Here is a 24,642-nt window from a genome sequence, read left to right on the forward strand (position 1 = left end):
CAGCCTATGGCTTTGCTAATCGCCCTCGGGATTGTCGCCGCGACAGTGGTGGCCTCCCCCGTGCTCGTGCGCGTGATGGATCGCCGCGTCGGGTGGGTCGCCGGACCCGCCATGTTCGCTGCGGCGGCCGTGATAGCCAACGCGTTGCGCGCCGGCACCCCTGTGACCTACAACCTTGTCTGGGCTAATGACCTTCTCGGGGAGGGCACTGCGGTGTCCTTCGCCTTGCGCGCCGACGGCCTGAGCGCCTTCTTCGCCCTGCTTGCCCTTATCATCGGCGGTATCGTGCTGATCTACTCGGCCGCGTACCTGCCAGAGAAGGACGGCAACACCAGCTTCTACACCATCATGACGGCATTCACGCTGTCCGTGTTGCTGCTCGTGCTTGCAGACGATGTCGTGCTCCTCTTCATCGGGTGGGAGCTCGTCTCCATTGCGTCGTTCCTGCTTATCGCCCGCTCTGGATCGTCGGGTGAGGCCGGCTCGTTCCGCACCCTCGCCCTGACGTTCTTCGGCGGGTTGACGCTGCTGGCGGGCCTGGCCCTGGCTGCGACCTCGACGGGCACAACGCGCCTGCACGAGATCCTCGCCTCCGACGTGTGGGCCGACAACCCGCGCCTGACCACCATTGTCGCAGTGCTCATCGCGTGCTCCGGCTTCACCAAGGCCGCGCAGTTCCCGTTCCACTTCTGGCTCCCGGAGGCCATGGCGGCCGCGACACCCGTGTCGGCGTTCCTGCACGCCGCTGCCGTGGTCAAGGCCGGTATCTACCTGCTGGTGCGGTTCTCCACGATCTTCCACGACACCCCGACGTGGAACATCCTGCTCACCGTCACTGGCCTGGGCACGGCACTCATGTCGGCGATCTTCGCCATCACGAAGACGGACCTGAAGCACCTCACGGCGTACTCGACGGTGTCCCACCTGGGCTGGATTGTCGCGGCGATCGGCATCGGCACCCCGCTTGCGCTTGCGGCCGCATTGACGCACACGCTCGCGCACGCGCTGTTCAAGTCCTCGCTGTTCATGCTTATCGGTGTCATCGACCACGAGACGGGCACGCGCGACATGCGCCGCCTGGGCAAGCTCTACGACAAGATGCCGTGGACCTTCGGTTCCGTCATCGTTGCCGCCGCGTCCATGGCCGCTGTCCCGCCGCTGTTCGGCTTCGTGTCCAAGGAATCCATCCTGGAGGCCTTCCACGAATCGCCCTACGGCACCGTGCTGCTCATCCTCGCTGGTCTCGCCGCCTTCCTCACCTTCGTCTACTCCGCGAAGATCGTCTTCGGCGCCTTCGTCGACGGCGAGCGCGACATGAGCGAGGTCCACGAAGCACCGGTCAGCTTCTGGCTGCCAGCCGCCTTCCCGGGACTGATGTCTGTTCCCGCGGTGTTCGTGCTTTCGCTTATCGACGGCCCCATCACCGCCGGCGTCAACGCCATCATCCCGGATGCGGACTACCACTCCCACCTGGCACTGTGGCACGGCATCACCGCGCCGTTCATCGTGTCCATGCTGGTTCTCATCGCAGGTGTGGCCTTCATCTTCTTCCGCAAGCCAGTGTGGAAGGCCCTGGAGAACAAGCAGCTGCTGCCGTTCACCGGTAACGATGTCTTGGCTGGCATCGTGGACCGCTCCCGCGACCTGGGCATGTTCTTCGGCAAGATGGCCGGCACCTTCAACCCGTCGAAGCACCTCGTGTGGCTCATTGTCACCACGCTGGGGTTGGGCGTGGTCACGCTGCTGCTTACCGACGGTATCGACGGCGTGCCGCTCGCACCGCGCACCGAAGGCCTGGACAACTACTGGGACATCCTGCCGCTGGCCATCATCGGTATCTCCGTCCTCGGCCTGGTCCTGACGAAGAAGCGCATGACGGCCGCGGTCTTCCTGGGCACCGCCGGCGTGGGTATGAGCCTGCAGATGATGCTGCTCGGCGCCCCCGATGTGGCTCTGACCCAGTTCACGGTGGAATCGCTCACCGTCGTGGTCATCATGATGGTGCTGCGCTACCAGCCGCGGCTGTTCCCGCCGGTCCCGGCGCGCCGCAAGGCATGGGCCGGGGCACTGGCAGTTCTCACCGGCATTATCACCTTCGCCGCTGTCTACTCACTGACGGGTCGCCGCGACCGTTCCGAGTTGGCCAACTGGTACCTCACCGAAGGCGTCGAGGTGACCAGTGCCGACAACATCGTCGCCGTGATCATCGTTGAGTTCCGTGGCTTCGATACCTTGGGCGAGCTCTCCGTGCTGGGCATGGCCGCCGTGGTCATCGCGGCGGTGACCAACTCGGTACCGCGCTACCGGTTCGAGGCCGGAACCCGCCCCGCACCGTTTGGCCAGTCGCAGCTCAACACGATGCCGCTGCGCAAGGTGGTCACGCTCACCATGCCGATCTTGGTGATCCTCAGCGTGCTCATCTTCTTCCGCGGCCACACCGCCCCAGGCGGCGGCTTCATCGCCGCGCTGGTGCTGGCCACCGCGTTCGTGCTCAGCTACATGTCCAAGGGCCGTGATGAGAACGTGGTCAAGCCGATGACCCCGGTCTATCTCACCGGCATCGGCATCATCGTCGCTATTAGCTCCGGCTTCCTCGGCTTCATCGAGGGCGGCTTCATGTACGCCATCCACGGTGAGATCGCCGGGGAGCACATGACCACCTCCCTCATCTTCGACGCCGGTATCTACCTGGCCGTCCTCGGCATGCTCACCATGGCGATCAATGACCTTGGCGGGTACCTGCGCCCAGGCACCGACAGGGAGAATCTGGACTACCGCCGCGACGAGCACAACCCGCTGCCGGATATCCCCGAGCCGGAGGAACCGGAGCACCCGACAGAGTCGTATCCGGCGCCGCTGTATCCGTCGACAAGCGAGCGTGAGGCACGCGAGGAAAGGGCACGAGCATGATTTACGCACTGACAATCGCAATCCTCATGGCCGGGGCGGTCTACCTGGTGCTGCAACGCGGCATGGTGCGCATCGTCTTCGGCATGTCGCTGTTCGGCCACGCGTCGAACCTGACCATTCTCGCCGCCGGCAACGGCGCATGGCGAGGGGAGGCGTTTCCTTCCTCCACCGGTCTCGAAGACATGTCGGACCCGTTGCCGCAGGCGTTCGTGCTGACCGCCATCGTCATCGCGATGGCCACCACGACGATCCTGCTCATGCTCGCAGCACTCGGCCGCGACGACGACACCCTGGACAACATTCTCGACGCTGAACAGGCAGAAAAGATCGGCCCCGGTGCGCTCACCACCACCGGCCGCACCGCTTACAGGGGGGTGCGCAAGTAATGGAGATCAACGCAATCCTGCCGGTCTTTGTCGCGCTGCCGCTGATCGTCGCGGCCATCGCGGCGCTGTCGCCGTTCAAGCCGCTGAACGACGCCCTGGGCATCATCATCCCCACCATCAACCTGATCGGCGGACTGTGGCTGTTCGGTTACACGGCCGAGCACGGCGCTATCGGCCACGTCATCGGCCTCTACCAAGGCGGGGCGGGCATCTCGTTCGCCGCCGACCAGTTCTCGGCGATCATGCTGATCACAACCATGACGGTGGCCGTGATCTCCAACTGGTTCGCCATCGTTTCCGGCGACACCAAGCCGCGGTACTACGTCCCGTTGGCGCTGGTGCTGATCACCGGTGTCTCTGGCGCCCTGCTCACAGCGGATCTGTTCAACTTCTTCGTCATGATCGAGGTCATGCTGCTGCCGTCCTACGGCCTGATCGCGATGACGGGAACGCGTTTCCGTCTGTCCTCGGCTCGCCTGTTCGTGCTGGTGAACCTGGCTGCGTCCACCCTGCTGGTGATGGGCGTCGGTTATGTCTACGCCGTCACCGGCGCGGTGAACATCGGTGCTTTGCAGGGCGCGGCGGCCGGCAACGGCCCGGTCACTGTCGCGATGGGGCTGATTGTCATCGCGATCAGCGCCAAGGCAGCTGTGTTCCCGCTACACACGTGGCTGCCGCGGACATATACGTCGACAAGCGCTGCGGTGATGGGCTTGTTCTCCGGACTGCACACCAAGGTCGCGGTGTACATGCTGTTCCGCATCTGGGTGGTCATCTTCGACATGGACCCGCGCTGGAACTGGCTGATCATCGCCGTCATGGTCGTATCCATGCTCGTCGGCGCCTTCGCCGGTCTGGGCGAAGCCACCATCCGCCAGGTGCTGGGCTACCAGATGGTCAACGGCATGCCGTTCATCCTCATCATGCTTGCATTTACCGGCGGCCCGGGCATCGGCCCGGACGCCGCCCGGTACGCGCTGGCCGCCGGCCTGATGTACACGCTGCACCACATGATCACCATTGGTGCGCTGACACTGAACTCCGGTGCGATCGAGGAGACCTACGGCACCGGCACTCTGTCAAAGCTGTCGGGTCTCATGCGCCGCGACTCATGGACCGCCGCGATCTTCGCAGCGGGCGCATTCTCGGTGATCGGCTTCCCACCGTTTTCCGGGCTATGGGGCAAGCTCACACTCATCTTCGCCGCCGCGGCTGCCGGAGATGCTCGGTCCTGGGTGGCCATCGGCGCAATCATCATCGCCTCGTTTGCAGCGATGCTCGCAATGTTCCGCGTCTGGCGCGAGGTCTTCTGGGGCCAGCCCATGCAGCACTACCCCGACACACTCCGGGTGCGTTGGGCGCTGCTTGCGCCGTCCGCCGTGCTCATGGGGATCTCGCTGGCGATGTTCTTCGGTGCCGGCCCGCTGTGGGACGCAGCGACGGGTTCCGCCGACGCGCTTCTCGACGTCCCGTCCTACACCTCCGCCGTCCTCGGCGAGGACCCGCTCGGCGTACCCGATACTGATTCCCTGCAAGGAGGCCAGCGCTAATGAACAAGATCATCCACGGCATCGGCTACTTCTTCTGGATTGTCAAAGAGATCATCGTCTCCGGTTTCAACACCGCCTTCACGGCGTTCAAACCGGACGCCGGTCTCAAGCCGATAGTCATTCACTACCCACTGCGGCTCACCACCGACTGGGAACTGTTCTGGTTCTCCACCTCGATTACCGCCACACCGTCGACTTTGGCCATGGGATTCCGTGAACCAGCCGCACCGGGCAAGCCCCGGACCCTGCTGGTCCAGTCCGCCTTCGGCGACGATGCCCATGACGTGATCGAGGGCCTGATCGACATGGAAGAGCACGTCTCCCCCGCCGTGAAGTCCACACCCCTGGACGTCGCGGATGTGGCCTGGGAGCCCTACGTACCCGAAGGAGATCTCACCTAATGTTCGAGACAATCCTGACCGTCTGCATAGCCATCATGGCCGTCAGCTTGCTGGTCGGCCTCGTGGCCATCCTCCGGGAGCGTGATGAGCTCTCCCGCGCCGTCATGGCCGACTACATCTTCTACGCCATGGTCTGCATCTTCTTCGTGTGGTCGCTGTTCAACGACACGTTCATCGCCTACGAAGTAGCCATCCTGGCCGCCCTTGTGTGCGGTGCGATCCCGACCCTGTCCATGGCCCGCGTGATCTCGAGGGGGCGCCGCTAATGACCGCACTGACCATCTGGCAGATCATTGTCTTGCTGTTCGTCTTCGTGGCGGTGTTCATGACCGTCGCCACTGTCGTCCTGCAGCTGCGCGCCCCGAATGCGCTAACCCGCGCCAACCTCATGGGCCCGCTGGTCGGTGTCGCCTTCCCGGCACTGATCATCGCGATGCTCATCCACGAATGGTCGACAGAAGGCTTCGACCTGAACAACTTTCTTCGCGCCATCATCGCCATTCTCGGCGTGTGGATTGTCGCCTCTGTTGGTTCCTTCATCATCGGCCGCTCCATCTACGGTGTGACCGTCACCGACGCGATCGGCCCCGGCGGGCGGCGTGAACCCAGCCGTGACCACGCAGACAGCGAGCTGCGCGAGACACCCACAGAGCAGGCCCCGGAACCAGAGCCGGAGCCGCAAGCTCCCCCTGAACGCTGGTAACACCGCGCGCGTTCGCGTCGCCTATCCACGCCATAGCGAAACCCCGCCGCACTCACCACATTCCGTGAGCTCGCGGCGGGGTTCACGCTTAAGCGCCGGCAGCTGCTAGCCGTTGAAGGAAACGCCCTCCTAGAAGTCCTTAGCCGCATCGGCGCGCTTCTGAGCGAGCACCTCACGCAGCTTCGGCTCGAGATCAGCGTCGACCTTGCCCCAGTAGGCGAAGGTGCGCTCTTCGACGTCCTTGTTCTCGATCGGCAGCATCTTGTTGGTCACGTTGTGGATGAAGCGCTCCTTGGCAGCATCATCAAAGACCTCGCGGTAGAGAATGCCGGCCTGCATGAAGTCATCGTCATCGGCGTGCTTGACGTAAGCAGCGCGGACCAGGTCGGTGCCGTGCGGGTCCGGGTTGACGTAGAGGTCCTGAGCTTGACCGAAGGAGGTGTGGTTGGAGGCGGAGTCCTCACCGTTGTCCAGGTAGCCTGCACCCTTCTCCGTGTTGTTCGGGGAGTAGTTCGGCTCGCCCTCGTTGTTGAAGAAGTACTGCATCGGGCCACGCTCGGCGTAGGTGTTCACCGGCACGATCGGCTGGTTCACCGGCAGGTCCTTGTAGTTCGGTCCAATACGGTAGCGGTGCTGGTCAGCGTAAGCGAACACGCGGCCCTGGAGCATGCGGTCCGGGGACAGGCCGACACCGGGGACGATGTTGGACGGGTCGAGTGCGATCTGCTCGATCTGTGCGTGGAAGTTCTTCGGGTTGCGGTTGAGGATGAAGTAGCCCACGTCCACCAGCGGGTAGTCCTTCTGGGACCAGGTCTTGGTCAAGTCGAACGGGTTCCAGCGGTAGTTCTCTGCGTCCTCGAACGGCATGATCTGCACCTTGACGTCCCAGATCGGGTAGTCACCGCGCTCGATCGCCTTGAAGAGGTCTTCGCGGTGGTGGTCAGCGTTGTCGCCAGCCATCTTGCCTGCCTCTTCGTCGGTGAAGGTCTCCCAGCCCTGACGGGTCTTGAAGTGGTACTTGATCCACACGGCGTCACCAGCCTCGTTGACCCACTGGAACGTGTGGGAGCCAAAGCCGTCCTGGTGGCGGGAGGTCTTCGGGGTGCCGCGGTCACCGAGCAGGTAGGTCACCTGGTGAGCGGACTCCGGGGTACGGGTCCAGAAGTCCCACTGCATCTCGTCGGAGCGCAGGCCGGTGCGCGGGTCGCGCTTCTGGGAGTGGATGAAGTCTGGGAACTTCACAGCGTCACGCAGGAAGAACGTCGGGGTGTTGTTACCGACGATGTCGTAGTTGCCGTCCTCGGTGTAGAAACGCAACGCGAAACCGTGCACGTCACGCCAGGTGTCGGGGGATCCAGCCTCACCGGCAACCGTGGAGAAGCGGATTGCCATCGGGGTAACAGTGCCCGGCTGGAACAGCTTCGCCTTGGTGTACTGGGAGACATCCTCGGTGACGTGCAGCTCACCGAATGCACCGTGGCCCTTTGCGTGCGGGATGCGCTCCGGAACGTTTTCGCGGTTGAAGTGCGCGAGCTTCTCCACCAAGTGGATGTCCGTCAGCGGGTTCGGGCCCTGCGGACCGGCGGTGACAGAAATGTTCTCGGATGCGACCGGCTGGCCGCCAAGACGAGTGGTCTTGCCGTTGCCGGCGTCACGCTCGCCCTTGTTCAGGATGTTGTCAGGGGTGTTGTCAGCCATGAAATGGCCCTCCTCGAAGTCAGGTTTATCCGGTGGGGATACCCGCGAGCTTACGTACGCTCTGACAGGCCTTCAAGGAAGCTCGCCCTAACTCAATCGTTTGTTTGACCTGCGGATGAGGGGCAGGGTCTAGAGATCCCCATCAAACTCGCTATCGGTGATTGCGGCCGCTTCGAAAAGCGGATCTTCCTGGTGCGTAGGCTCCGGAGGTCATTACGATCTGGTTCACTAGGGATCGCTCCGCCAGTGAAGCTATGTCCAAGCCGATCCTCATATCGACACCCTTCTGAGTGATGTCGAGCTTGAAATCCTTCTCACCCAAGTCAGTTCGGTAAAAGCCGCCGTCGACCAGAATGGCAGTAGTTATCGGTCGGCGCGGATAATCGGCTGTCGGCCTACCTGAATGAGCCCAGTCATCGGCGCGCTCCTTATTGGCGGAGGGTCAACGGCTGGGCTGGTACGTAAACGATATCAGAACAGGCCCAATAATCAACACCGACTCGGCTGGTAACGTCGGCAAGCGTGAATAAAAAGGACGACGCGTACGTCACGGATCTGGCGCTCAAAGCCGGCCGCGGCGACAAGCAAGCGTTGTCCGAATTCATCCGCCTCACGCATGACGATGTCTGGCGTCTACTGGCCCACCTCGCCGGCCGTGAACAGGCCGACGACCTGACCCAGGAAACCTATCTGCGAGTGTTGGGCTCGCTCCCCCGGTTCGCGGCGCGCTCCAGCGCGCGCACGTGGTTGCTCTCGCTTGCCCGCCGCGCGTGGGTCGACTCGGTGCGCCACGACATGGCCCGCCCCCGCAAAGCCGCGGCAGAGTACGAAGATGTTGCTGCCCAGCAGCCGAGCCGCGACAACCCCAACACCTGGTCAGAGGTCATGGATGCCCGCTCGCTTCTCGACGCGCTTTCTCCCGAGCGCCGCGAAGCCCTCATCCTCACACAAGTGCTGGGGTACACCTACGAAGAGGCCGCGAAGATCACCGGGGTACGCATCGGCACGATCCGGTCGCGTGTGGCGCGTGCGCGGCGCGACCTCGTCACCGGCATCGAGGCCGGCGGCCAAGGAAGTTAGACCAGCAGCTCGGCGATCTGGATCGTGTTCAGTGCTGCGCCTTTGCGCAGGTTGTCGCCGGAGACGACGAAGATCAGGCCGCGGTTGCCGTCGACAGTTTGGTCTTGGCGGATGCGGCCGACAAAGGAGTCGTCCTGCCCGGCGGCCATCAGCGGGGTGGGCACGTCGACGACGGTGACGCCTGGAGCGTCGTCAAGCACGCGCCGTGCATCCTCAGGCGTGATGGCCTCGTCAAATTCGGCGTGCACGACCATGGTGTGGCCGGTGAACACCGGAACGCGCACGCAGGTGCCGGACACCTTCAGCTCCGGCAGGCCGAGGATTTTGCGCGATTCGTTGCGCAGTTTTTGTTCCTCGTCAGTCTCCAGAGTGCCGTCATCGACTAAGTTGCCCGCCAGCGGCAGCGCGTTGAACGCGATCGGTGCGACGTAGGGCCCCAGGTCATCGGCCTGCAGCGCGGAGCCGTCGTGTGTGAGCTCGGTGTTGCGCTCGCCGATGCCCGCGACCTGCGCCGCAAGCGTGTCGACGCCCGCAAGCCCCGACCCAGACACCGCCTGGTACGACGCAACGCGCATGGTGTTCAACCCGGCAGCGTTGTGCAGCGCTTTGATGACAGGCATGATTGCCATGGTCGTGCAGTTCGGGTTGGCGATGATGCCTTTCGGCAGGTCCTTGAGGTCGTCCGGGTTGACCTCGGACACGACCAGCGGGACCTCATCGTCCTTGCGCCACGCCGAGGAATTGTCCACAACCTTGGCGCCAGCTTCAGCGAACACGCGCGCCCACTCACGCGACGTGGAACCGCCCGCGGAGAACAACGCAATGTCGACATCCGCGACAGAGTCAGCGGTGACCTGGGTGAGATCCTCGACCTCAATCTCCTCGCCGCGGAACTCGATCTTCTTGCCCGCAGAGCGCGGGGATGCGAAAAAGCGCACAGTGTCTGCGGGGAAGTTGCGCTGCTCCAGAATGTCGCGCATGACACGGCCGACTTGGCCGGTTGCGCCGACGACGGCGACGGTGGTCATTTCTGTTCTCCTTTGATTATTGGGCAGTTGGCGAGCGTTGCGCGTGTTAGCGCCCGGTACCTGCGTAGACGACGGCCGCTTCGCCGCCGCCGAGGTTGAACTTCTCGTGGATGGCGCGGGCAGCGTCTTCCATCTTCTCCTGCTCGATGACAGCGGTGATGCGGATCTCGGACGTGTTCATCATGCCGATGTTGATGCCGTTGTCGCGCAGAGCCTGCGTGAAGTCTGCGGTCACACCCGGGTGGGACTTCATGCCTGCGCCGACAAGGGTCACCTTGGCGATCTTGTCGTTGTAGGCGATGTCACCCCACCCCTCCTTCTTCGCCAGTTCGCGCAGCGCCTCGAGGCCGCGGGGGCCGTCGGCCTTCGGCAGGGTGAAGGTGATGTCAGTGATGTTGTCGTGCAGCGACGAGGGGTTCTGCAGCACCATGTCGATGTTGATCTCGGCGTCCGCCAGCACACGGAACAGCTTCGCTGCCTCACCGGGAACGTCCGTGATGCCCGAGACGGTGATCTTTGCTTCAGAGTCGTCGGTGGCGACGCCTGCCAAGACTGCTTCTTCCATGGGGATATCCTCCATCGCTCCGGTCACGAGGGTACCGGGATCGTTGCTGTAAGACGAGCGTACTCGCATAGGAACGTTGAATGCGCGGGCATACTCCACGCTGCGCAGAACGAGAATCTTCGAACCAGAGGCTGCCAGTTCGAGCATTTCCTCGAAGCAGAGCTTGTCCAGTTTCTTCGCGTCGGGGACGATGCGCGGATCAGCGCTGTAGACGCCGTCGACATCCGAGTAGATTTCGCACACGTCGGCACCGAGGGCTGCAGCCAGCGCGACCGCAGTCGTGTCGGACCCGCCGCGCCCGAGCGTGGTCACGTCCTTGGAGTCGCGGTTGACGCCTTGGAAGCCGGCGACGATGGCAACCTTGCCGGCGTCGATAGCCTCCTTGACGCGGCCGGGGGTGACCTCGATAATACGGGCGTTGCCGTGACGCTCGGTAGTGATCACACCCGCCTGGGAACCGGTAAAGGACCGCGCGTCCACGCCGTGTGAGGCGACTGCCATAGCGACGAGCGAGTTAGAGATCCTCTCCCCCGCCGACAGCAACATGTCCATCTCGCGCGGCGGCGGAGTCGGGTTCACTTGCGCCGCAAGGTCAAGCAGCTCATCGGTGGTGTCCCCCATTGCGGAGCAAACCACAACGACATCGTTGCCCGCTTTACGCGTTTCGACGACACGCTTCGCCACCGCACGGATTCTCTCCGCGGTCTCCAGCGACGAGCCGCCATACTTCTGGACGATGAGTGCCACGGTGCGTTCTCCTTACTTGTTTTCTGTGCAGACCGGCCACGGCCTGCACATGCGGTGCCCACTTTACGTACGTCGTGGCGCGTTCGCGCTTTGTGATCGCATACTTGTTCTTACTAGCGCTTAATCAGTGCTTAAGGAAGCCGCACGCCGTATTGGTGGAGAATATAAACCGGTAAACGGAATCGCGCCGTATTCCACTCCCCGACGATCTGACTGATTTGGGTGTCCCCGACGAGCGAGAACAACATCAGCGAGTCCGTTCTATCCAGACCGCTGGCGGCAGCGAACCAGTCCCGCATCATCCGGGTCGATTCACTGACAGCATCGTAGAGGTCGATCTCCGAAGAGATGGCGTACACGGAATCGCCCGCAGCAAGGAACGGCAGCGGCAGTGGCCGGCCGGGGATCACCGTGACCCGGATCTTCACTTCCGCGTCGATTTCTGCACCACACACAGCGACTTCACCGTCACCCATCACTGCGTGCACGTCGCCAAGGCTGAGATTCCCACCCTCGACCTCGACGGGCAGGTAGAGGGTCGAACCCGCCACGATTTCTTTGGTGTCCATGTTTCCGCCGTGCTCACGCGATTCACTCGTGGGCACGGCACGCTTAGCCGGTGCGGTCCCGATGACACCGATCATCGGCCGAACAGGGATAGCGACCCGCTCGGAGAAGTAGACCTGACCGTCGCGCACAGGCAGAAGGCGCGTGCGTTCCTCGACGGTGCCGGGCAGCGCCCCGACCTCTGGGTGGGTCATGATGGTGGCCTGGCCTCCCACCTCGATGCTCAGGATCTCCACCTTCAACGTGTCACCGGGGCGGGCGCCCCTGACCGCAATGGGGCCCGTTGCCGGGTTCACCAATTCCTCACCAATGGAGTCGAACAGTTGGGACTCATCGGTGACGGTGTTAGAGAAGCAGTCCATCGTCTGCACCGCGACCTCGTCTCCACTGCTGATTTCCAACTGCGGTCTGTGCTTGCGCGACATCGACAGAACACAGTGGTGGGGCCGAATGGAATGCACGGATCAACCTCTTTTTCACAGCAATTGAGTGGTTGTCCATAGCTTAGTGAACTCCCCGCGTTGCAGATTGAAACCTGATGAGACGCATGGTTACAGCGGTTGTTACAGGGGTTTAGGCCCCCTACCTATTACCATGATCCGGGTGCACAACAACTTCCTCGCCGTGACTTTCGCGCTGCTGTCGGCGCTGACCATCGCGGCAGGAACAGTGTGGAGGCACCAGATAGTTCTCCGCCACCGCCGCCAAGTGGAGTCCGCGAGTACAGGCGCGGGTGCATCGAAAGTTTCCACGCTCGGCACGGTGAAGCGTCCTACGTGGTGGTTGTCGCTCATGTTGGCGTGGCTGGCCTACGGCTTCCAAGCGGTGGCGCTTGCCTACGGTTCCCTCCTGGTTGTGCAGCCGGTGCTAGTTCTCTCCTTATTAATGACGTTGCTGCTGGCCGCCCACGTAGAACGCCGCCCAATGGAAATCGACGAGACGTTCTGGGCAACGACGCTGACGGCGGCCGTCGGTGTGCTGGTCATTCTCGGCCGTCCTGTGCCCGGCACCCGCGAGGCTCCACCAGCGGAATGGCTCGTCGCGGTGGGGATCGGCGCAGTGATCATGGCGGTGGTGTTTGCCGTGGCCGTGGGCCACGACGCGTCGATAAGCACATTTGCGTTGGGGGCGGTGTGCGGCGCCATCTTCGGCTATCTCGCGGTGTTTTCAAAGAAGGCAGTGGACACCTTCGTTGCCGGCGGCGTGGAAGGCCTGCTGACGGCGTGGCCGCTCTACGCTCTGCTGGCGGCCGCAGTGCTGGGCACGATTGTGCAGCAGTACGCGTTCAGCGCCGGCAACCTGGCGCAGTCGCTGCCTGCAATGAAGATCTTCGAGCCGCTGCTTGCATACGCGTTGGGGTTAACGCTGCTCGGAGAGACCTTCGACGTATCCACGCCGCTTGGGTGGGCGTTGATGGCGCTGGCGGTTCTGATGATGTTCGCAGCAACGTTCATGCTCTCCCGGAAATCGGTGTGAGCCCGCAGACGCGTGGTAGGGTGTGAGCCATGTCATTGGCAACCGCGCGTGTGCAGGCGCTCCCACGTCAGGGAACTGCCCTACTTCTACGCCGCGGCGGGTTCTAGGCCACATTCATTCACGGCCGGCGCCCCGTCGCGGAGTTCGCCATGCCGGCCGTACCCTGACGACTTAACTCTCACACAAGGACGTTCGCCATGACCCCCTCTGACTCCCAGATCAGCGCACCTTCTGAAATCCGCAAACCGAACGGCCCCCGCAACGAAGGCCAGCCCGCCTGGAACATGCAGCGCGGCTCCCAGATGCCAGCCGACCGTTACCTGAGCTTCGCCCAGGAAGTCGAAGACATCACCCTGCCGGACCGCACCTGGCCGGACAAGAAGATCACGGTCGCACCGCAGTGGTGCGCGGTCGACCTCCGCGACGGCAACCAAGCCCTGATCGATCCGATGAGCCCCGAGCGCAAGCGTCGCATGTTCAAGCTGCTGGTGGAGATGGGCTACAAAGAAATCGAGGTCGGCTTCCCGTCCGCCTCCCAGACCGACTTCAACTTCGTGCGCGAGATCATCGAAGAAGGCATGATCCCGGAGGATGTGACCATCCAGGTTCTCGTTCAGGCGCGCGAGCACCTCATCCGCCGCACCTTCGAGGCCTGCGCAGGCGCGCCACGCGTGATCGTCCACTTCTACAACTCCACCTCCAAGCTGCAGCGCGAGGTGGTGTTCCGCAAAGACCGCCCGGCGATTAAGAAGCTGGCTACCGACGCAGCTGAGCTGATCAAGACCATTGCTAAGGATTACCCGGACACCCAGTGGCGCTGGGAGTACTCCCCGGAGTCCTTCACCGGTACCGAGCTGGACTTCGCTGTGGAGGTCTGCGACGCCGTGGTGGACATCATGGAGGCCACCCCGGACAACCCGATGATCATCAACCTGCCCGCGACAGTGGAGATGATCACTCCGAACGTCTACGCAGACTCCATCGAGTGGATGCACCGCAATTTTGCCAAGCGCGACTCCATCATCATGTCGCTGCACCCGCACAATGACCGCGGCGAAGGTGTCGCAGCGGCAGAGCTGGGCTACATGGCCGGTGCGGACCGCATCGAAGGCTGCCTGTTCGGCAACGGCGAGCGTACCGGCAACGTCGACCTGATCACGCTGGGGTTGAACATGCTCACCCAGGGCGTAGACCCGCAGATCGACTTTTCCGACATCGCCGGCATCCGCGAAACTGTGGAGTACTGCAACCAGCTGCGTGTCCCGGAGCGCCACCCCTACGGCGGCGACTTGGTCTTCACCGCGTTTTCCGGCTCCCACCAAGACGCCATCAACAAAGGCCTGGATGCTCTGGCGCAGAAGGTGCGCCCCGGCGCCTCCTCCACCGAGGTGGCCTGGGAGGACCTGCGCGAAACCGTGTGGGAGGTGCCCTACCTGCCGATCGACCCGAAGGACGTGGGCCGCAACTACGAGGCCGTCATCCGCGTCAACTCCCAGTCCGGCAAGGGCGGTGTCGCCTACATCATGAAGACCGACCACGGCATCGACATGCCCAAGGAGATGCAGGCGGAGTTCTCCTCCGTCGTCCAGGCGATCACCGACTCCGAGGGCGGTGAGGTCAATTCCAAGAACATGTGGGACGTCTTCGCTGGCGAATACCTCGATGTGGACACGCCGCTCGAGCTGGTCAGCTTGCATGTGGACGCCGCTGAGTCCGACGACGATGAAGCCACCGTGACCGCCGGCGTTGTCTACAACGGCGAGACAAAAGAGATCACCGGCTCCGGCAACGGCCCGATCGCGGCCTTTGCCAGCGCACTGCGCTCCCTGGGCCTTGAATACGAGGTGCGCGACTACCGCCAACAGGCCCGCACCGCCGGCGGCGACGCCGACGCAGCTTGCTTCATCTACAGCGACGTCGACGGATCAGAGGCCTGGGGCGTGGGTATCGCCGGCTCCACCACCCGCGCATCCATCAAGGCGATGGTCTCTGCTGTCAACCGTGGTTTGAAGGTGCAGCAACCTCTGGGCCAGTAGAGGTCAGTAGTCCGCCGCTCCCGCCTGTTGGCTTGGACCCTTGTGGTCGTACTACTCTAGGGGCACGACTAGGCACCGTTCCACAGAGTAACCAGGGGAGGCGATGAGCTTGACCAAGCCAGACGGCGACGGTTTTGCCAAAGATCGCTCTGACCTGTCCCCGCAAACTCAGAGCGTATGGCTGCCCGCTGGCACACCGCGCGTGATCACGCTGGAGCCTGCCGCCGCAGAATGTGTCGGCGTCAGCAGTGACGGCGCCCGCGTGGCCGTGGAGATCGCCTTCGACGCCGCGGGCGATGTTGTCGCGCGTATCGACGGTGAAGTGCTCGGCGAATTCGACAGTGCTGCAAGCGCTGAGCTGAGTCCGTCTCTACGCATGATGGAAAGCCGCGGCCTGATCGCTCTGGCCCACGGCGTGTACTCCACCGCGGACGGCACCCCAACGGTGACCGTGTACGCGGACGCTCTCGGCGGCGGGCCCGTAACTGCGGTTGCCCCGGTGAACGCAGAAAATGACCTGCCCGAAGATGAAGACGGAGACGACGGTGCCGGTGCCGCCGTTGCTGCCGGCACTGCAACAGCTGCTGGTGCCAGCGCCGCGAACACGTACTTCGCGGCCGACGCCGAGGCGGAGGCAGCCGCTCTGGCCGCAGACCAGGAAGGCGATGCACCCCGGTCGAGTAGCCGGGTGCGGTTGCTCCCGGAGCGCATGGGCACCAACACCACCGCTGTCGTGGCGCTCGCGCTGGCCTTGGGCATAGTGGGCACCATTAGCTACTACGCCGGCATGGGCCAGCAGGGCCAAGAGATGAACGCCTTCATGGGGTCCGACAACACAACGGCATCCACTGGGCCGAGCCTGCCCACACGGGCATCCTCCGAGAAACCAGCACCGCCTGAATCCTCCAAACCCGAGGAGCCCTCCGAGGACCCGGACAAGGATCCCGCGACGGACGAGGGAGCTCACGTGCCCCCGGCTCCGCAGCCGGGCTCTCCTGCCCCGGTTCCGCAATCGCCGTCCGGCAACGATTACAACAACCAGTACGTCGCGCCGCCGCCTGCTCCTGCGCCGCCGCCCGCTCCTGCTCCCGCACCCGCACAACCTCCCGCACCGGCCCCTGCTCCACCGCCGCCCCCGCCTCGTGAACTGACGCCTGAGGAGCGCGGCGGCAAGCCCATTTTTGAGATTTCATGGTAGAAGGCACCCCTGAGGCCGAGGTGATCCCGCCGGCCGAGCAGTTCCCGTATGTCGCGCTCTACGTGCAAGCGACGAATATCCACCCGAGCACCGGGCGTTTGGTCACCCTCGATGCGGTGGCGTTCGACGACTCTGGGGTGGTCGGTGAGGAGTTCCACCGCATCTTCAACGTCGGCGGTGACCCGGGCCCCATGCACATGCACGGGGTGGAGCCGAACTTGTTCGAGCGCGCCGCGAAATTCTCCCGCCACCTTAAGGCGCTGGACAAATTCCTCGATGCGCGCACACTTGTGGTTCATGATGCCCCTATGACGTGGGGGTTCATCGTGTCCGAAGCCCGCCGCGCGATGAACGCCGCAGCCCGCGCGAACCGTTCCCGCAACCGCAGGCAAGGCCGCCGCAGGCAGCGGGTGGGGCATGTGCCGGCGCCGGAAGGCATCGTCGATACGCTCGCGACAGCACGCAAGCAGGGCGTGACGCTTATCGACGTCCGACTCGAATCCGTCGCCTCCGCCTCCGGCATCGATGCACCCGCGCCGGACGCGAGCCCGCAGCGCGCCGCGCGGCCGGAGGAGGAAACCTCCCGCGAACGCACACTCGTGCTGGTCAGCCTGTTCTTGAAGCAGTTGGAGAACGGTGAGGTCGTCTCGCGGACCCCTGATGAGCTCGCCCCGGACCGCTTCGGCCTGCAACGCTCGCGCATCCGCGTCGAGGCAGAGAAGAAACAGCCGAAACAGGGCAACCCCGGCCAGTTCACTGACAAGTCCGGCCTGCGCCCCGGTATGGAGGTCGTGGTCACGGACGACATTCAGGCCGACCACGACGAGGTGGTGCAGAAGATCCTGGACCTGGACCTGAACTACTCGGAGAAGCTGTCCCGGGAGACATCGCTCGTGGTCAGCAACATCACCGGCCCGCCGGAGCAGCTGCGCGGTAAGGCGATGCACGCGCAACGGAAGAACATCCCGCTCGTGACGGACACGGAATTCCTCGCGGCCGCCGCCGAGGCGCTGCGCTAAAGTTTCTACCCATGAGTTCAAGCACGAGCCGGAGCACCACCGGCGGCAGGAGCGCCTTTGCCCGCCTGCGTTCGCGGGCCGCAGTGTCCGCCGCAAAACTAGCCACCACTGCCTCGAGGGCGACCGGCCGCGGGGCCGGCGGCATGATCGGCGGCCTTGTCGCCGGTATGATCGACCCGAATATCCTCGAGGGGCTCGCGGGCCGGCCGACCATCCTAGTCACCGGTACCAACGGCAAGTCCACTACGACTGGCATGCTCGCGGCAGCGCTGCGCACGAAGTACACCGTGGCCACCAATGACGGCGGCGACAACATGGACGCGGGCATCATCTCCGCCCTGCTTGCCGACGGTGAAGCCTCCCACGTCGTCCTCGAAGTCGACGAGTTGCATGTGCCCGCGATCGCCGACCGGCTCAAGCCGGAGGCCCTCGTGCTGCTCAACCTGTCGCGGGACCAGCTCGACAGGGTGGGAGAGATCAATGCGATTGAACGGGCGTTGCGTGGGTGCGTCGAAAAGCATCCGGAGATGACCGTGATCGCGAACTGCGACGATGTCCTGATGACCTCGGTGGCTCTTGACGCACCGAATGTCGTGTGGGTTTCCGCTGGCGCAGGCTGGCTCGGTGATTCTGTGTCCAACCCCCGCGGGGCCGGCCACATCGTGCGCGATGAGGACGACTGGTACGCCACCACAGGCGACTTCCGCCGCCCCTCCCCCGACTGGGCTGTCGCCGACGAAGGCCTGACCGGACCCGACGGGACCTACCCGCTAGAGCTCACCCTGCCAGGGCGCGCGAACCGCGGCAACGCCGCCCAGGCTGTGGCCGCCGCTGTCGAGGCCTTCGGGGTCGACGTGGACGCCGCTATCGCCGCCACAGAGAGCATCGACGACGTCGCCGGCCGCTACACCACCATCACCGTCGGCGACCACCACGCGCGCCTGCTGCTGGCCAAGAACCCCGCGGGCTGGCAGGAGGCTCTGTCCATGGTCGACCGCGATGCTGACGGCCTGGTCATCGCTGTCAACGGCCAGCAGGGCGACGGTGAGGACTTGTCCTGGCTGTGGGACGTGAAGTTCGAGGACTTCGAAGGAATGTCCGTCAAGGCCGCCGGTGAGCGCGGAACCGACCTGGCCGTCCGCCTGCTCTACGCCGGCATCGAGCACGAGCTCATCCACGACCCGGTCAAGGCGATTCAAGCCTGCCCGCCCGGCCGCGTCGAGGTCCTGGCCAACTACACCGCGCTGCTCAACCTGAAGAACGCGCTGACGAAGGAGTCTGCCCGTGGATAACATCCGCATTGGCCTTGTCCTGTCTGACGTCCTAGGCACCTACGGCGACGACGGCAACGCGCTCGTCCTGCGTGGCCGCGCCCGCATGCGCGGCATGACCGCCGACATTGTGCCGATCAAGCTCGGCGAGCCGGTTCCCGACGACCTGTCCTGCTACACCATCGGCGGCGGTGAGGACGCAGCCCAGGTTCTCGCCGCGGAGCACCTGCGCACCGACGGCGGCCTCACCCGCGCCGCAGCTGCAGGCCGCCCCATCTTCGCCGTGTGCGCAGGGTTGCAAGTACTCGGCGTCTCCTTCTACGCGCAAGGCTCCGCCGTCGACGGCCTGTCGCTTATCGACGCCACAACCACCCCCCTTCCCACCCGCTCCATCGGCGAAGTTTCGTCGGCCCCGACCAAAGCCGGCATCACGCGCGAGCTGACCCAGCCGCTGACCGGGTTTGAGAACCACCTCGGAGGCACCGTCTTGGGCCCCGACGCCGAGCCGTTGGGCACCGTCCGGACCGGCAACGGCAACGGCAACGGCGGCAGTGCTGGCAGTGCCCGCGTCGAAGGGGTTGTCCAAGGCAGCGTGATCGCCACCTACATGCACGGTCCGGCGCTGGCCCGCAACCCCGAATTGGCGGACCTTATCCTCGCCCAGGCGCTAGACATGCCCTTGTCCGACCTCGAGCCGCTTGCACTTCCCGAGGTCGACCGCCTGCGCCTCGAGCGCCTGAAAGGCTAACCTCCCCCTTCCGCCTTTCCGCGCTGGAATACTACTGGCCCTTTTCCGGAATACTGCTCACACAGACACGCAGGTCAAAAGGGTGCGATCTGTCTTATATTCTCCAGCAGTATTCCAGGCGAGCGTGCTGCCGGGGCAAGGAGCCGTTGGCCGCTACAAAGTGAGGCGGCCGGACAACGCACGGGAGAGGGTGAGTTCGTCCACGAACTCCAAATCCCCGCCGAGCGGCATGCCCGATGCCAACCGCGACACAGTCAGTTCCGGGAAGTCTTTGAGCAGCCTCGCCAAGTAGGACGCTGTGGCCTCACCCTCTGTATCGGGGTCGGTGGCCAAGATGACCTCGTGAATCTCGGGGATGCTATCTGCGTCATCCGGATCGCGGTCCGGCAACACCCCGCCAATACGTTGCAACAGCGACGAGATGGACAGGTCCTTCGGCCCGACATTCGCCAGCGGGTCCAGTGCCCCGCCGAGCACATGGTAACGGCCCGTGTACTCCCCTGTGCGCTCGATGACCTGGATGTCCTTTGCGTCCTCGACAACGCAGATCAGTCCCGCGTCGCGCCCCGAGTCCGCACAGACTCGGCAGACTTCCTCGCGCGAGACGTTGCTGCAGATCCGGCAGAAGGTCACCCCGTCACGGACTGCCCCCAACGCCGCGCGGAGCCGGTCAATGTCCTCCGGATCGGTCTTGAGCAGGTGGAACGCAATCCGTTGCGCCGACTTCGGTCCGACACCGGGCAGGCGAGAAAATTCGTCAATCAGATCTTGCAGCGGGCCTTCAAACACCGTTGCAATACTAGTCACTCACCCGCCGTTCGGTTGCCACCGAGGACCCCGGAGTCGCCGACACCTCTCCGAAACGCAAACAGGGCCCCGAAAGGCCCTGTTTGATAGTGCTGACCTGTGTCGGCCGTCGGCTACTAGCCGCCGAACATCTGGGTGAAGTCATTACCTTCACCCGCGCCCGGCTGGGTCAGCGGGCCGAGCTTCTCTTGGGCGAGTTGGCCAGCCTTGGTGTGCGCATCGCGGTATGCGGCGAGGATCAGGTCCTGGAGGGTCTCCACATCTTCGGGATTAACAGCCTCCGGGTCGATCTTCAGGTCGGTGATGTCTGCGCCACCGGTCATCGTGATGGTCACCAGGCCGCCACCAGCGGTGCCCTGCACGTTGGTCGCGAGGATTTCCTCCTGCGCGCGCTGCATCTGCGCCTGAACCTCAGCCGCCTGGCGGATGAGTTCCTGCATATCGGGCATACCGGGCTGATCGGGCTGAGTCATGATTGTTGGCCTTTCCTTTGATTTCGTTTCACACCAGTGTAGCGAGAAGCGCCAGGGGGCTTACAGGGGACGGGCACCGAGCTCGTCGGCAAGCAACTCCATCGCCATTTCCGTCGGGTTGCGGCGATCGAGCTCTCCAGCCTCCTGGGACTGATCGACCATGTCGCGCTCTTCGTCCTCGCGCGAGTAGGCGGCGGGGTCCTCATCGGGCGCGTCGGGGAAATCGTCGGCAGGCTCAGGCGGCAACGGGGTGCCATCGCTGAAGCCCTGGAAGTCGCGGTTACGGGATCGACCACCTACCGCGGCAGCCGCCGCTGCCGCTGCGGCCGCTGCCCCGGTGAGCTCTTGGGTGGGTGCACTCTGGGCCGGGCCCTCTTGAGTCGCCGCGTGCTCGGTTGCAAGTGCCGACGTCTCCTCCGAGCCGTCCGGCACCGCATCCGGTTCGTCCGTCCCGGCGTCGGGCTGGCTCTCGTCGTCTTCCACAGGCGCGGGAGCGGGTTCCGGAGTCACCGACGGGTTGTCCTGCGCGGCGGAACCGTCAGCCGTATCTGTCGGATTCTCTGCGCGGACTTCGTCGGGGTTCTTCTCCTGCTCCTGGCTCGCCTCTGGCTGAGGCACCGCTGGCTGGCTCGGCGTTGGATTTGGTGGCGGGGTCGGGTTCCACTCGTTGCGTTTCGGTGGGGGTTGGGGCTCAAAGCCCGCGGCTTTTGGGTCCGTACCCACCACACAGCGCACGGCAACTTCAGTGCCCAGTTTCTCGGCGAACGCAGCAACGATGTCGACGTTGTTGTGCTCGGAATTGATGGCGTTGGCCAAAGCGCCGGTGTTGTGGCCGACAATGAGGGTGCCGTTTTCCATGCCCAGCGGCTTGGCCTCGGTCAACATGATCTCCGCGACCTTATTGCGCTCGCCTACGAACTGGCGCAGCGTGATCCATTCGCGGTGAATGCGGCCGATCAGTTCATCGCTGGCGCCAGCGTCACTACCGTCCGACGTTGCCTCTGAAACCGGTTCCGTCGGCTCCGGTTCGGCACGCTCTCGCGGTTCAGCATGCTCCTGAGGCTCGGGCCGGGAAGGCTCGCGCTCCGGTTGCCCCGGTTCCGGATGAGCGGGCTGAGCGGGCTGCTCCGGCTCCGGCTGAGCGGGCTGCGCAGTCTGTTCCTGCGGCTCCGGCGCCGATGGCTGGGCGGACGGGGCCGGCTGGGCAGTTTCCGGGGCTGGCTGTGCCGGACGCGACTGTTGGCTCTGCTGGGGTTGTGCAGGCTGCGCTTTGGGCGCTTCCCGCGGCGCCGGCGTGGATTGCGACACTACGTCGGCTGTGGCCTGCACCGCGGCAGCGGCCGCGAGCGCGGCGGCGGCACCGCGCGGCTGGTCGCCCATGCCGACGGCTTCGGCGGAGGCATCGCGGATCTCCTCCAGACCTGTAATGGCAGCTGGGGCCTGGGTGCCGGTAGACACGCCGAGCAGGTGCGCCATCATGATTTCCAGCAACAGGCGCGGGGAGGTGGCGCCGCGCAGCATCCCGAGTCGCTCGTTGACCTCTGTGGCCAGGTGCGCCAGCTGGGTGCCGGTGAAAGAGTCCGCTTCGGCGGCGAGGATCTGGGCGCGGTCCGTCGGTGCGTCGACAAGCCCCTGGTCGAAGGCGTCAGGCACTTCGCGCAGGATCATCAGGTCGCGCAAGCGATCGAGCAGGTCGATGGCGAAGCGGCGAGGTTCGTGGCCGGCTTCAATGACGTCATCCACCGTTTGGAAAAGTGCTGAGGGGTTGCGGTCGGCGAGGGCGTCCACTGTCGCGTCAATAAGCGAAAGATCCGTGACCCCCAGCAACGGCAACGCGAGATCGTAGGTCAACCCCTCTGGGCCTGCGCCTGCGAGCAGCTGGTCCAGAATGGACAGCGTGTCACGCGGGGAACCGCCGCCGGCACGGATGACCAGCGGATACACATCGTCGGAGACAGTCACGCCCTCGGCCGCGACTGTTCGTTCGAGCAGCGAGCGCATAGCGTTCGGCGTGAGCAGGCGGAATGGGTAGTGGTGGGTGCGCGACCGGATCGTGCCGATGATGTTCTCCGGCTCCGTCGTGGCGAAGATGAATACGAGATGCTCCGGCGGCTCCTCCACCACCTTGAGCAGGGCGTTCGCACCCTCGCGGGTGATCATGTGCGCCTCATCGACGATGAAGACGCGGTAGCGCGACTCCGCCGGCGCGAACATGGCGCTCTCGCGCAGCGCGCGCATGTCCTCCACGCCGCGGTGCGATGCGGCATCCAGCTCTGTCACATCGAGGTTGCCCGGCCCACCCGGCGCGAGCGACACGCACGAGGCGCACACCCCGCACGGTGTCGACGTCGGCCCCTCGACGCAGTTCAGCGACCGCGCCAAAATGCGTGCCGACGACGTCTTGCCAGTACCCCTCGGCCCCGAGAACAAATAAGCGTGGTTGATCCGCCCGTTGTCCAGCGCGGTCGACAGCGGACGGGTCACCTGGTCCTGCCCGATCATCTCGGCGAACGAGCCTGGGCGGTACTTCCTGTAGAGAGCCACGGAACTAACCCTACTATTCGCCCCAGACACTGTCGCCGACCTCAGTCTTTAGTCGTTGAGCCGCCCCGTCTCGGCGAGGACTTTGGCGCGCAGCGGCCCGGTTGCCGCCACTGCCGCGACGCAGCCGATGAACGCCAGCAGAATCAACGCGGCGAACAGAGCGAGACGCTTGCCGACGTCGGCGTAGAGCACCACGACGATCGACCCCATGAGAGCGCCCATGCAGAACCCCATCACCATGGCCAGGAGCATAGGCACGCCCACTTCGCGCACTGCGGTACGGGTGTGGAAGCTCGTCGGCGCACCGATGAAGTAGAGCGCCTGGGTCAGCTGCTTCTGCTCAACAACCGCCAGCGACTGGGTGAGCAGGGTCGAGGCGGCCAGCAACACGGCACCGAAGACTGCCGTGGTCGCCAGGCCTGTACCAATGTCCGTTGTCATCATCGCCGAAACCGGGTCGCCCTCAAGTTCTGGAACTGCGGAGATGAAGCTTCCGGAGCCGGCGATCATCGACACAAAGAACAACGCTGCCACACGTTTCCACGTGGTGCGCACCCCACGGCCGACCCTCCTGGTGGCCACGTAGGTGGCGCCACCTGGGATCCCGTAGCTCAGGCGCGAGATGAGTTGAATGATGCCGACCGCAATGAGCCCGTTGATCACCAGCATGGAGCCGACGATCATGAGCATCATGGCGAATTCCAGCGCGTCCGCACCGGGTGTGATAGTGAGACTGGAGAGCACACGGTACAGCGCGATGGCCGCAATCACCGACAGGATGAGAACAACGGCGCTTTGGCCCTTGGGCGGGACTTTCCGGGCCACACCCAGCGGAGTAATGGCCACGCGGCGCAACGCCAACCAGACAGACCCGGCGGCGAGAACCAGCACCAGCAACCACACCGCGGGCACGAGCCACCAGGTGACCATCTCCCATGTCCCGATGGGTTTGTCCTGAAAGGACAACAGTGACCATGCAGGCACAGTGGCCAGGTAGAGGGCCGTGCCAAGAACCAAACCGATGGCCGCCTGCCGCAGCGCATCGAGAGTCATCATCCCGCGCACCTGGCTGGCGGTCGCACCGATGAGGCGCAGCGCGGCCAATTGTTCTTCCCGCCCGCCGAGATTCGTGCGCGCGGCTTGGGTGAGCAAACCGAGCAACGTCGGCAGCAAGAGAAGGCCTGCGAACAGGGCGAGGAAGACATAACTTAAAGAGAACGGCGTGCCAAACTCCTCGGAGCCTGCGGTGAGCTCCGGGTGGGGGTTGCGGTGGCGCTCAAAGAACATCCACGTCCCGCCGGCGAGCGTGCACAGCATCCACGTGGATAGGGTGAACGCCACCAGAGACAATATTCCCACCCAGCGCTCACCGGTGTTGCGCTGCGAGCGGCTGTCGCGTGACTGGGACCGTGCAGCTGTCATCAACGTCATTGCG

General features: G+C 64.3%; 21 protein-coding genes and 1 pseudogene. 13 read left to right on the forward strand and 9 right to left on the reverse strand.

Annotated features, from left to right (window positions below; genetic code table 11):
- Positions 1 to 6: 6 nt before the first annotated feature.
- The 6 genes from KBX07_RS04370 to KBX07_RS04395 are packed head-to-tail and all read left to right on the forward strand — an operon-like array spanning position 7 to position 5,950.
- A complete protein-coding gene (locus KBX07_RS04370; protein ID WP_005287238.1) occupies positions 7 to 2,910 on the forward strand; it encodes a DUF4040 family protein in 2,904 nt (967 codons plus the stop codon).
- Entirely contained in the window at positions 2,907 to 3,296 is a 390-nt protein-coding gene (locus KBX07_RS04375; RefSeq protein ID WP_005287241.1) for a cation:proton antiporter subunit C, read from the forward strand. Before KBX07_RS04370 ends, KBX07_RS04375 begins: the two co-directional genes overlap by 4 nt.
- The gene (locus tag KBX07_RS04380) at positions 3,296 to 4,846 is read left to right on the forward strand and encodes a monovalent cation/H+ antiporter subunit D family protein (RefSeq protein ID WP_256023168.1); all 1,551 of its coding nucleotides are present in this window, start codon (positions 3,296 to 3,298) and stop codon (positions 4,844 to 4,846) included. The genes KBX07_RS04375 and KBX07_RS04380 overlap by 1 nt, the downstream gene beginning before the upstream one ends.
- Complete coding sequence (locus tag KBX07_RS04385; protein WP_256023170.1) at positions 4,846 to 5,247, forward strand: monovalent cation/H+ antiporter subunit E; 402 nt, start codon at positions 4,846 to 4,848, stop codon at positions 5,245 to 5,247. The genes KBX07_RS04380 and KBX07_RS04385 overlap by 1 nt, the downstream gene beginning before the upstream one ends.
- The gene (locus KBX07_RS04390) at positions 5,247 to 5,513 is read left to right on the forward strand and encodes a cation:proton antiporter (RefSeq protein WP_255995917.1); all 267 of its coding nucleotides are present in this window, start codon (positions 5,247 to 5,249) and stop codon (positions 5,511 to 5,513) included. The genes KBX07_RS04385 and KBX07_RS04390 overlap by 1 nt, the downstream gene beginning before the upstream one ends.
- A complete protein-coding gene (locus KBX07_RS04395; RefSeq protein ID WP_255995916.1) occupies positions 5,513 to 5,950 on the forward strand; it encodes a Na+/H+ antiporter subunit G in 438 nt (145 codons plus the stop codon). The genes KBX07_RS04390 and KBX07_RS04395 overlap by 1 nt, the downstream gene beginning before the upstream one ends.
- Positions 5,951 to 6,079: 129 nt before the next feature.
- On the opposite strand, the gene KBX07_RS04400 is transcribed toward KBX07_RS04395, so the two are convergent.
- On the reverse strand, positions 6,080 to 7,648 hold the full coding sequence (locus tag KBX07_RS04400) for a catalase (protein WP_255995915.1): 1,569 nt from the start codon (positions 7,646 to 7,648) through the stop codon (positions 6,080 to 6,082).
- Between the two features lie 202 nt (positions 7,649 to 7,850).
- Positions 7,851 to 7,973 (reverse strand): annotated as a pseudogene (locus tag KBX07_RS04405) (NYN domain-containing protein); the annotation flags it as partial.
- Between the two features lie 197 nt (positions 7,974 to 8,170).
- Here KBX07_RS04405 and KBX07_RS04410 point away from each other — a divergent pair.
- Entirely contained in the window at positions 8,171 to 8,728 is a 558-nt protein-coding gene (locus tag KBX07_RS04410) for an RNA polymerase sigma factor (RefSeq protein ID WP_256017996.1), read from the forward strand.
- On the opposite strand, the gene KBX07_RS04415 is transcribed toward KBX07_RS04410, so the two are convergent.
- The 3 genes from KBX07_RS04415 to KBX07_RS04425 form a co-directional block, all read right to left on the reverse strand.
- Positions 8,725 to 9,756 carry an aspartate-semialdehyde dehydrogenase gene (locus KBX07_RS04415; RefSeq protein WP_255997160.1) on the reverse strand — a complete coding sequence of 344 codons (1,032 nt, stop codon included), beginning with the start codon at positions 9,754 to 9,756 and terminating at the stop codon, positions 8,725 to 8,727. The genes KBX07_RS04410 and KBX07_RS04415 overlap by 4 nt on opposite strands.
- Positions 9,757 to 9,802: 46 nt before the next feature.
- Entirely contained in the window at positions 9,803 to 11,068 is a 1,266-nt protein-coding gene (locus tag KBX07_RS04420) for an aspartate kinase (RefSeq protein ID WP_256023172.1), read from the reverse strand.
- Positions 11,069 to 11,199: 131 nt separating this feature from the next.
- Complete coding sequence (locus KBX07_RS04425) at positions 11,200 to 12,096, reverse strand: acetamidase/formamidase family protein (protein WP_256023173.1); 897 nt, start codon at positions 12,094 to 12,096, stop codon at positions 11,200 to 11,202.
- Positions 12,097 to 12,229: 133 nt separating this feature from the next.
- On the opposite strand from KBX07_RS04425, the gene KBX07_RS04430 reads away from it, so the two are divergent.
- The 6 genes from KBX07_RS04430 (at position 12,230) to KBX07_RS04455 (ending at position 19,383) form a co-directional block, all read left to right on the forward strand.
- On the forward strand, positions 12,230 to 13,111 hold the full coding sequence (locus KBX07_RS04430) for a DMT family transporter (RefSeq protein WP_255995908.1): 882 nt from the start codon (positions 12,230 to 12,232) through the stop codon (positions 13,109 to 13,111).
- 197 nt (positions 13,112 to 13,308) lie between these two features.
- Positions 13,309 to 15,147 carry a 2-isopropylmalate synthase gene (gene leuA, locus KBX07_RS04435; protein WP_256023175.1) on the forward strand — a complete coding sequence of 613 codons (1,839 nt, stop codon included), beginning with the start codon at positions 13,309 to 13,311 and terminating at the stop codon, positions 15,145 to 15,147.
- Positions 15,148 to 15,250: 103 nt separating this feature from the next.
- Entirely contained in the window at positions 15,251 to 16,345 is a 1,095-nt protein-coding gene (locus KBX07_RS04440; RefSeq protein ID WP_256023177.1) for a hypothetical protein, read from the forward strand.
- Entirely contained in the window at positions 16,339 to 17,364 is a 1,026-nt protein-coding gene (locus KBX07_RS04445; RefSeq protein WP_255995904.1) for a DNA polymerase III subunit epsilon, read from the forward strand. Before KBX07_RS04440 ends, KBX07_RS04445 begins: the two co-directional genes overlap by 7 nt.
- A gap of 11 nt (positions 17,365 to 17,375) precedes the next feature.
- Positions 17,376 to 18,656: a Mur ligase family protein gene (locus KBX07_RS04450; RefSeq protein WP_256023179.1), complete on the forward strand. Its 1,281-nt coding sequence runs from the start codon at positions 17,376 to 17,378 to the stop codon at positions 18,654 to 18,656.
- Positions 18,649 to 19,383 (forward strand): glutamine amidotransferase, encoded by a 735-nt coding sequence (locus KBX07_RS04455; RefSeq protein WP_256023181.1) that lies wholly within the window; start codon positions 18,649 to 18,651, stop codon positions 19,381 to 19,383. The genes KBX07_RS04450 and KBX07_RS04455 overlap by 8 nt, the downstream gene beginning before the upstream one ends.
- A 153-nt stretch (positions 19,384 to 19,536) precedes the next feature.
- Here the strand turns inward: KBX07_RS04455 and recR are convergent, their stop codons facing one another.
- From recR to KBX07_RS04475, 4 genes are all read right to left on the reverse strand, one after another.
- Complete coding sequence (gene recR / locus KBX07_RS04460) at positions 19,537 to 20,172, reverse strand: recombination mediator RecR (protein ID WP_005287289.1); 636 nt, start codon at positions 20,170 to 20,172, stop codon at positions 19,537 to 19,539.
- Between the two features lie 134 nt (positions 20,173 to 20,306).
- Positions 20,307 to 20,663 (reverse strand): YbaB/EbfC family nucleoid-associated protein, encoded by a 357-nt coding sequence (locus KBX07_RS04465; RefSeq protein ID WP_255995899.1) that lies wholly within the window; start codon positions 20,661 to 20,663, stop codon positions 20,307 to 20,309.
- Between the two features lie 60 nt (positions 20,664 to 20,723).
- Positions 20,724 to 23,207 (reverse strand): DNA polymerase III subunit gamma and tau, encoded by a 2,484-nt coding sequence (locus KBX07_RS04470; RefSeq protein ID WP_256023183.1) that lies wholly within the window; start codon positions 23,205 to 23,207, stop codon positions 20,724 to 20,726.
- 48 nt (positions 23,208 to 23,255) lie between these two features.
- Positions 23,256 to 24,638, reverse strand: coding sequence for an FtsX-like permease family protein (locus KBX07_RS04475; RefSeq protein ID WP_256023185.1), 1,383 nt, complete (start codon positions 24,636 to 24,638; stop codon positions 23,256 to 23,258).
- Between the last annotated feature and the right edge of the window lie 4 nt (positions 24,639 to 24,642).

This window comes from Corynebacterium sp. CCUG 70398, from assembly GCF_024454055.1.
GTDB lineage: Bacteria > Actinomycetota > Actinomycetes > Mycobacteriales > Mycobacteriaceae > Corynebacterium > Corynebacterium genitalium.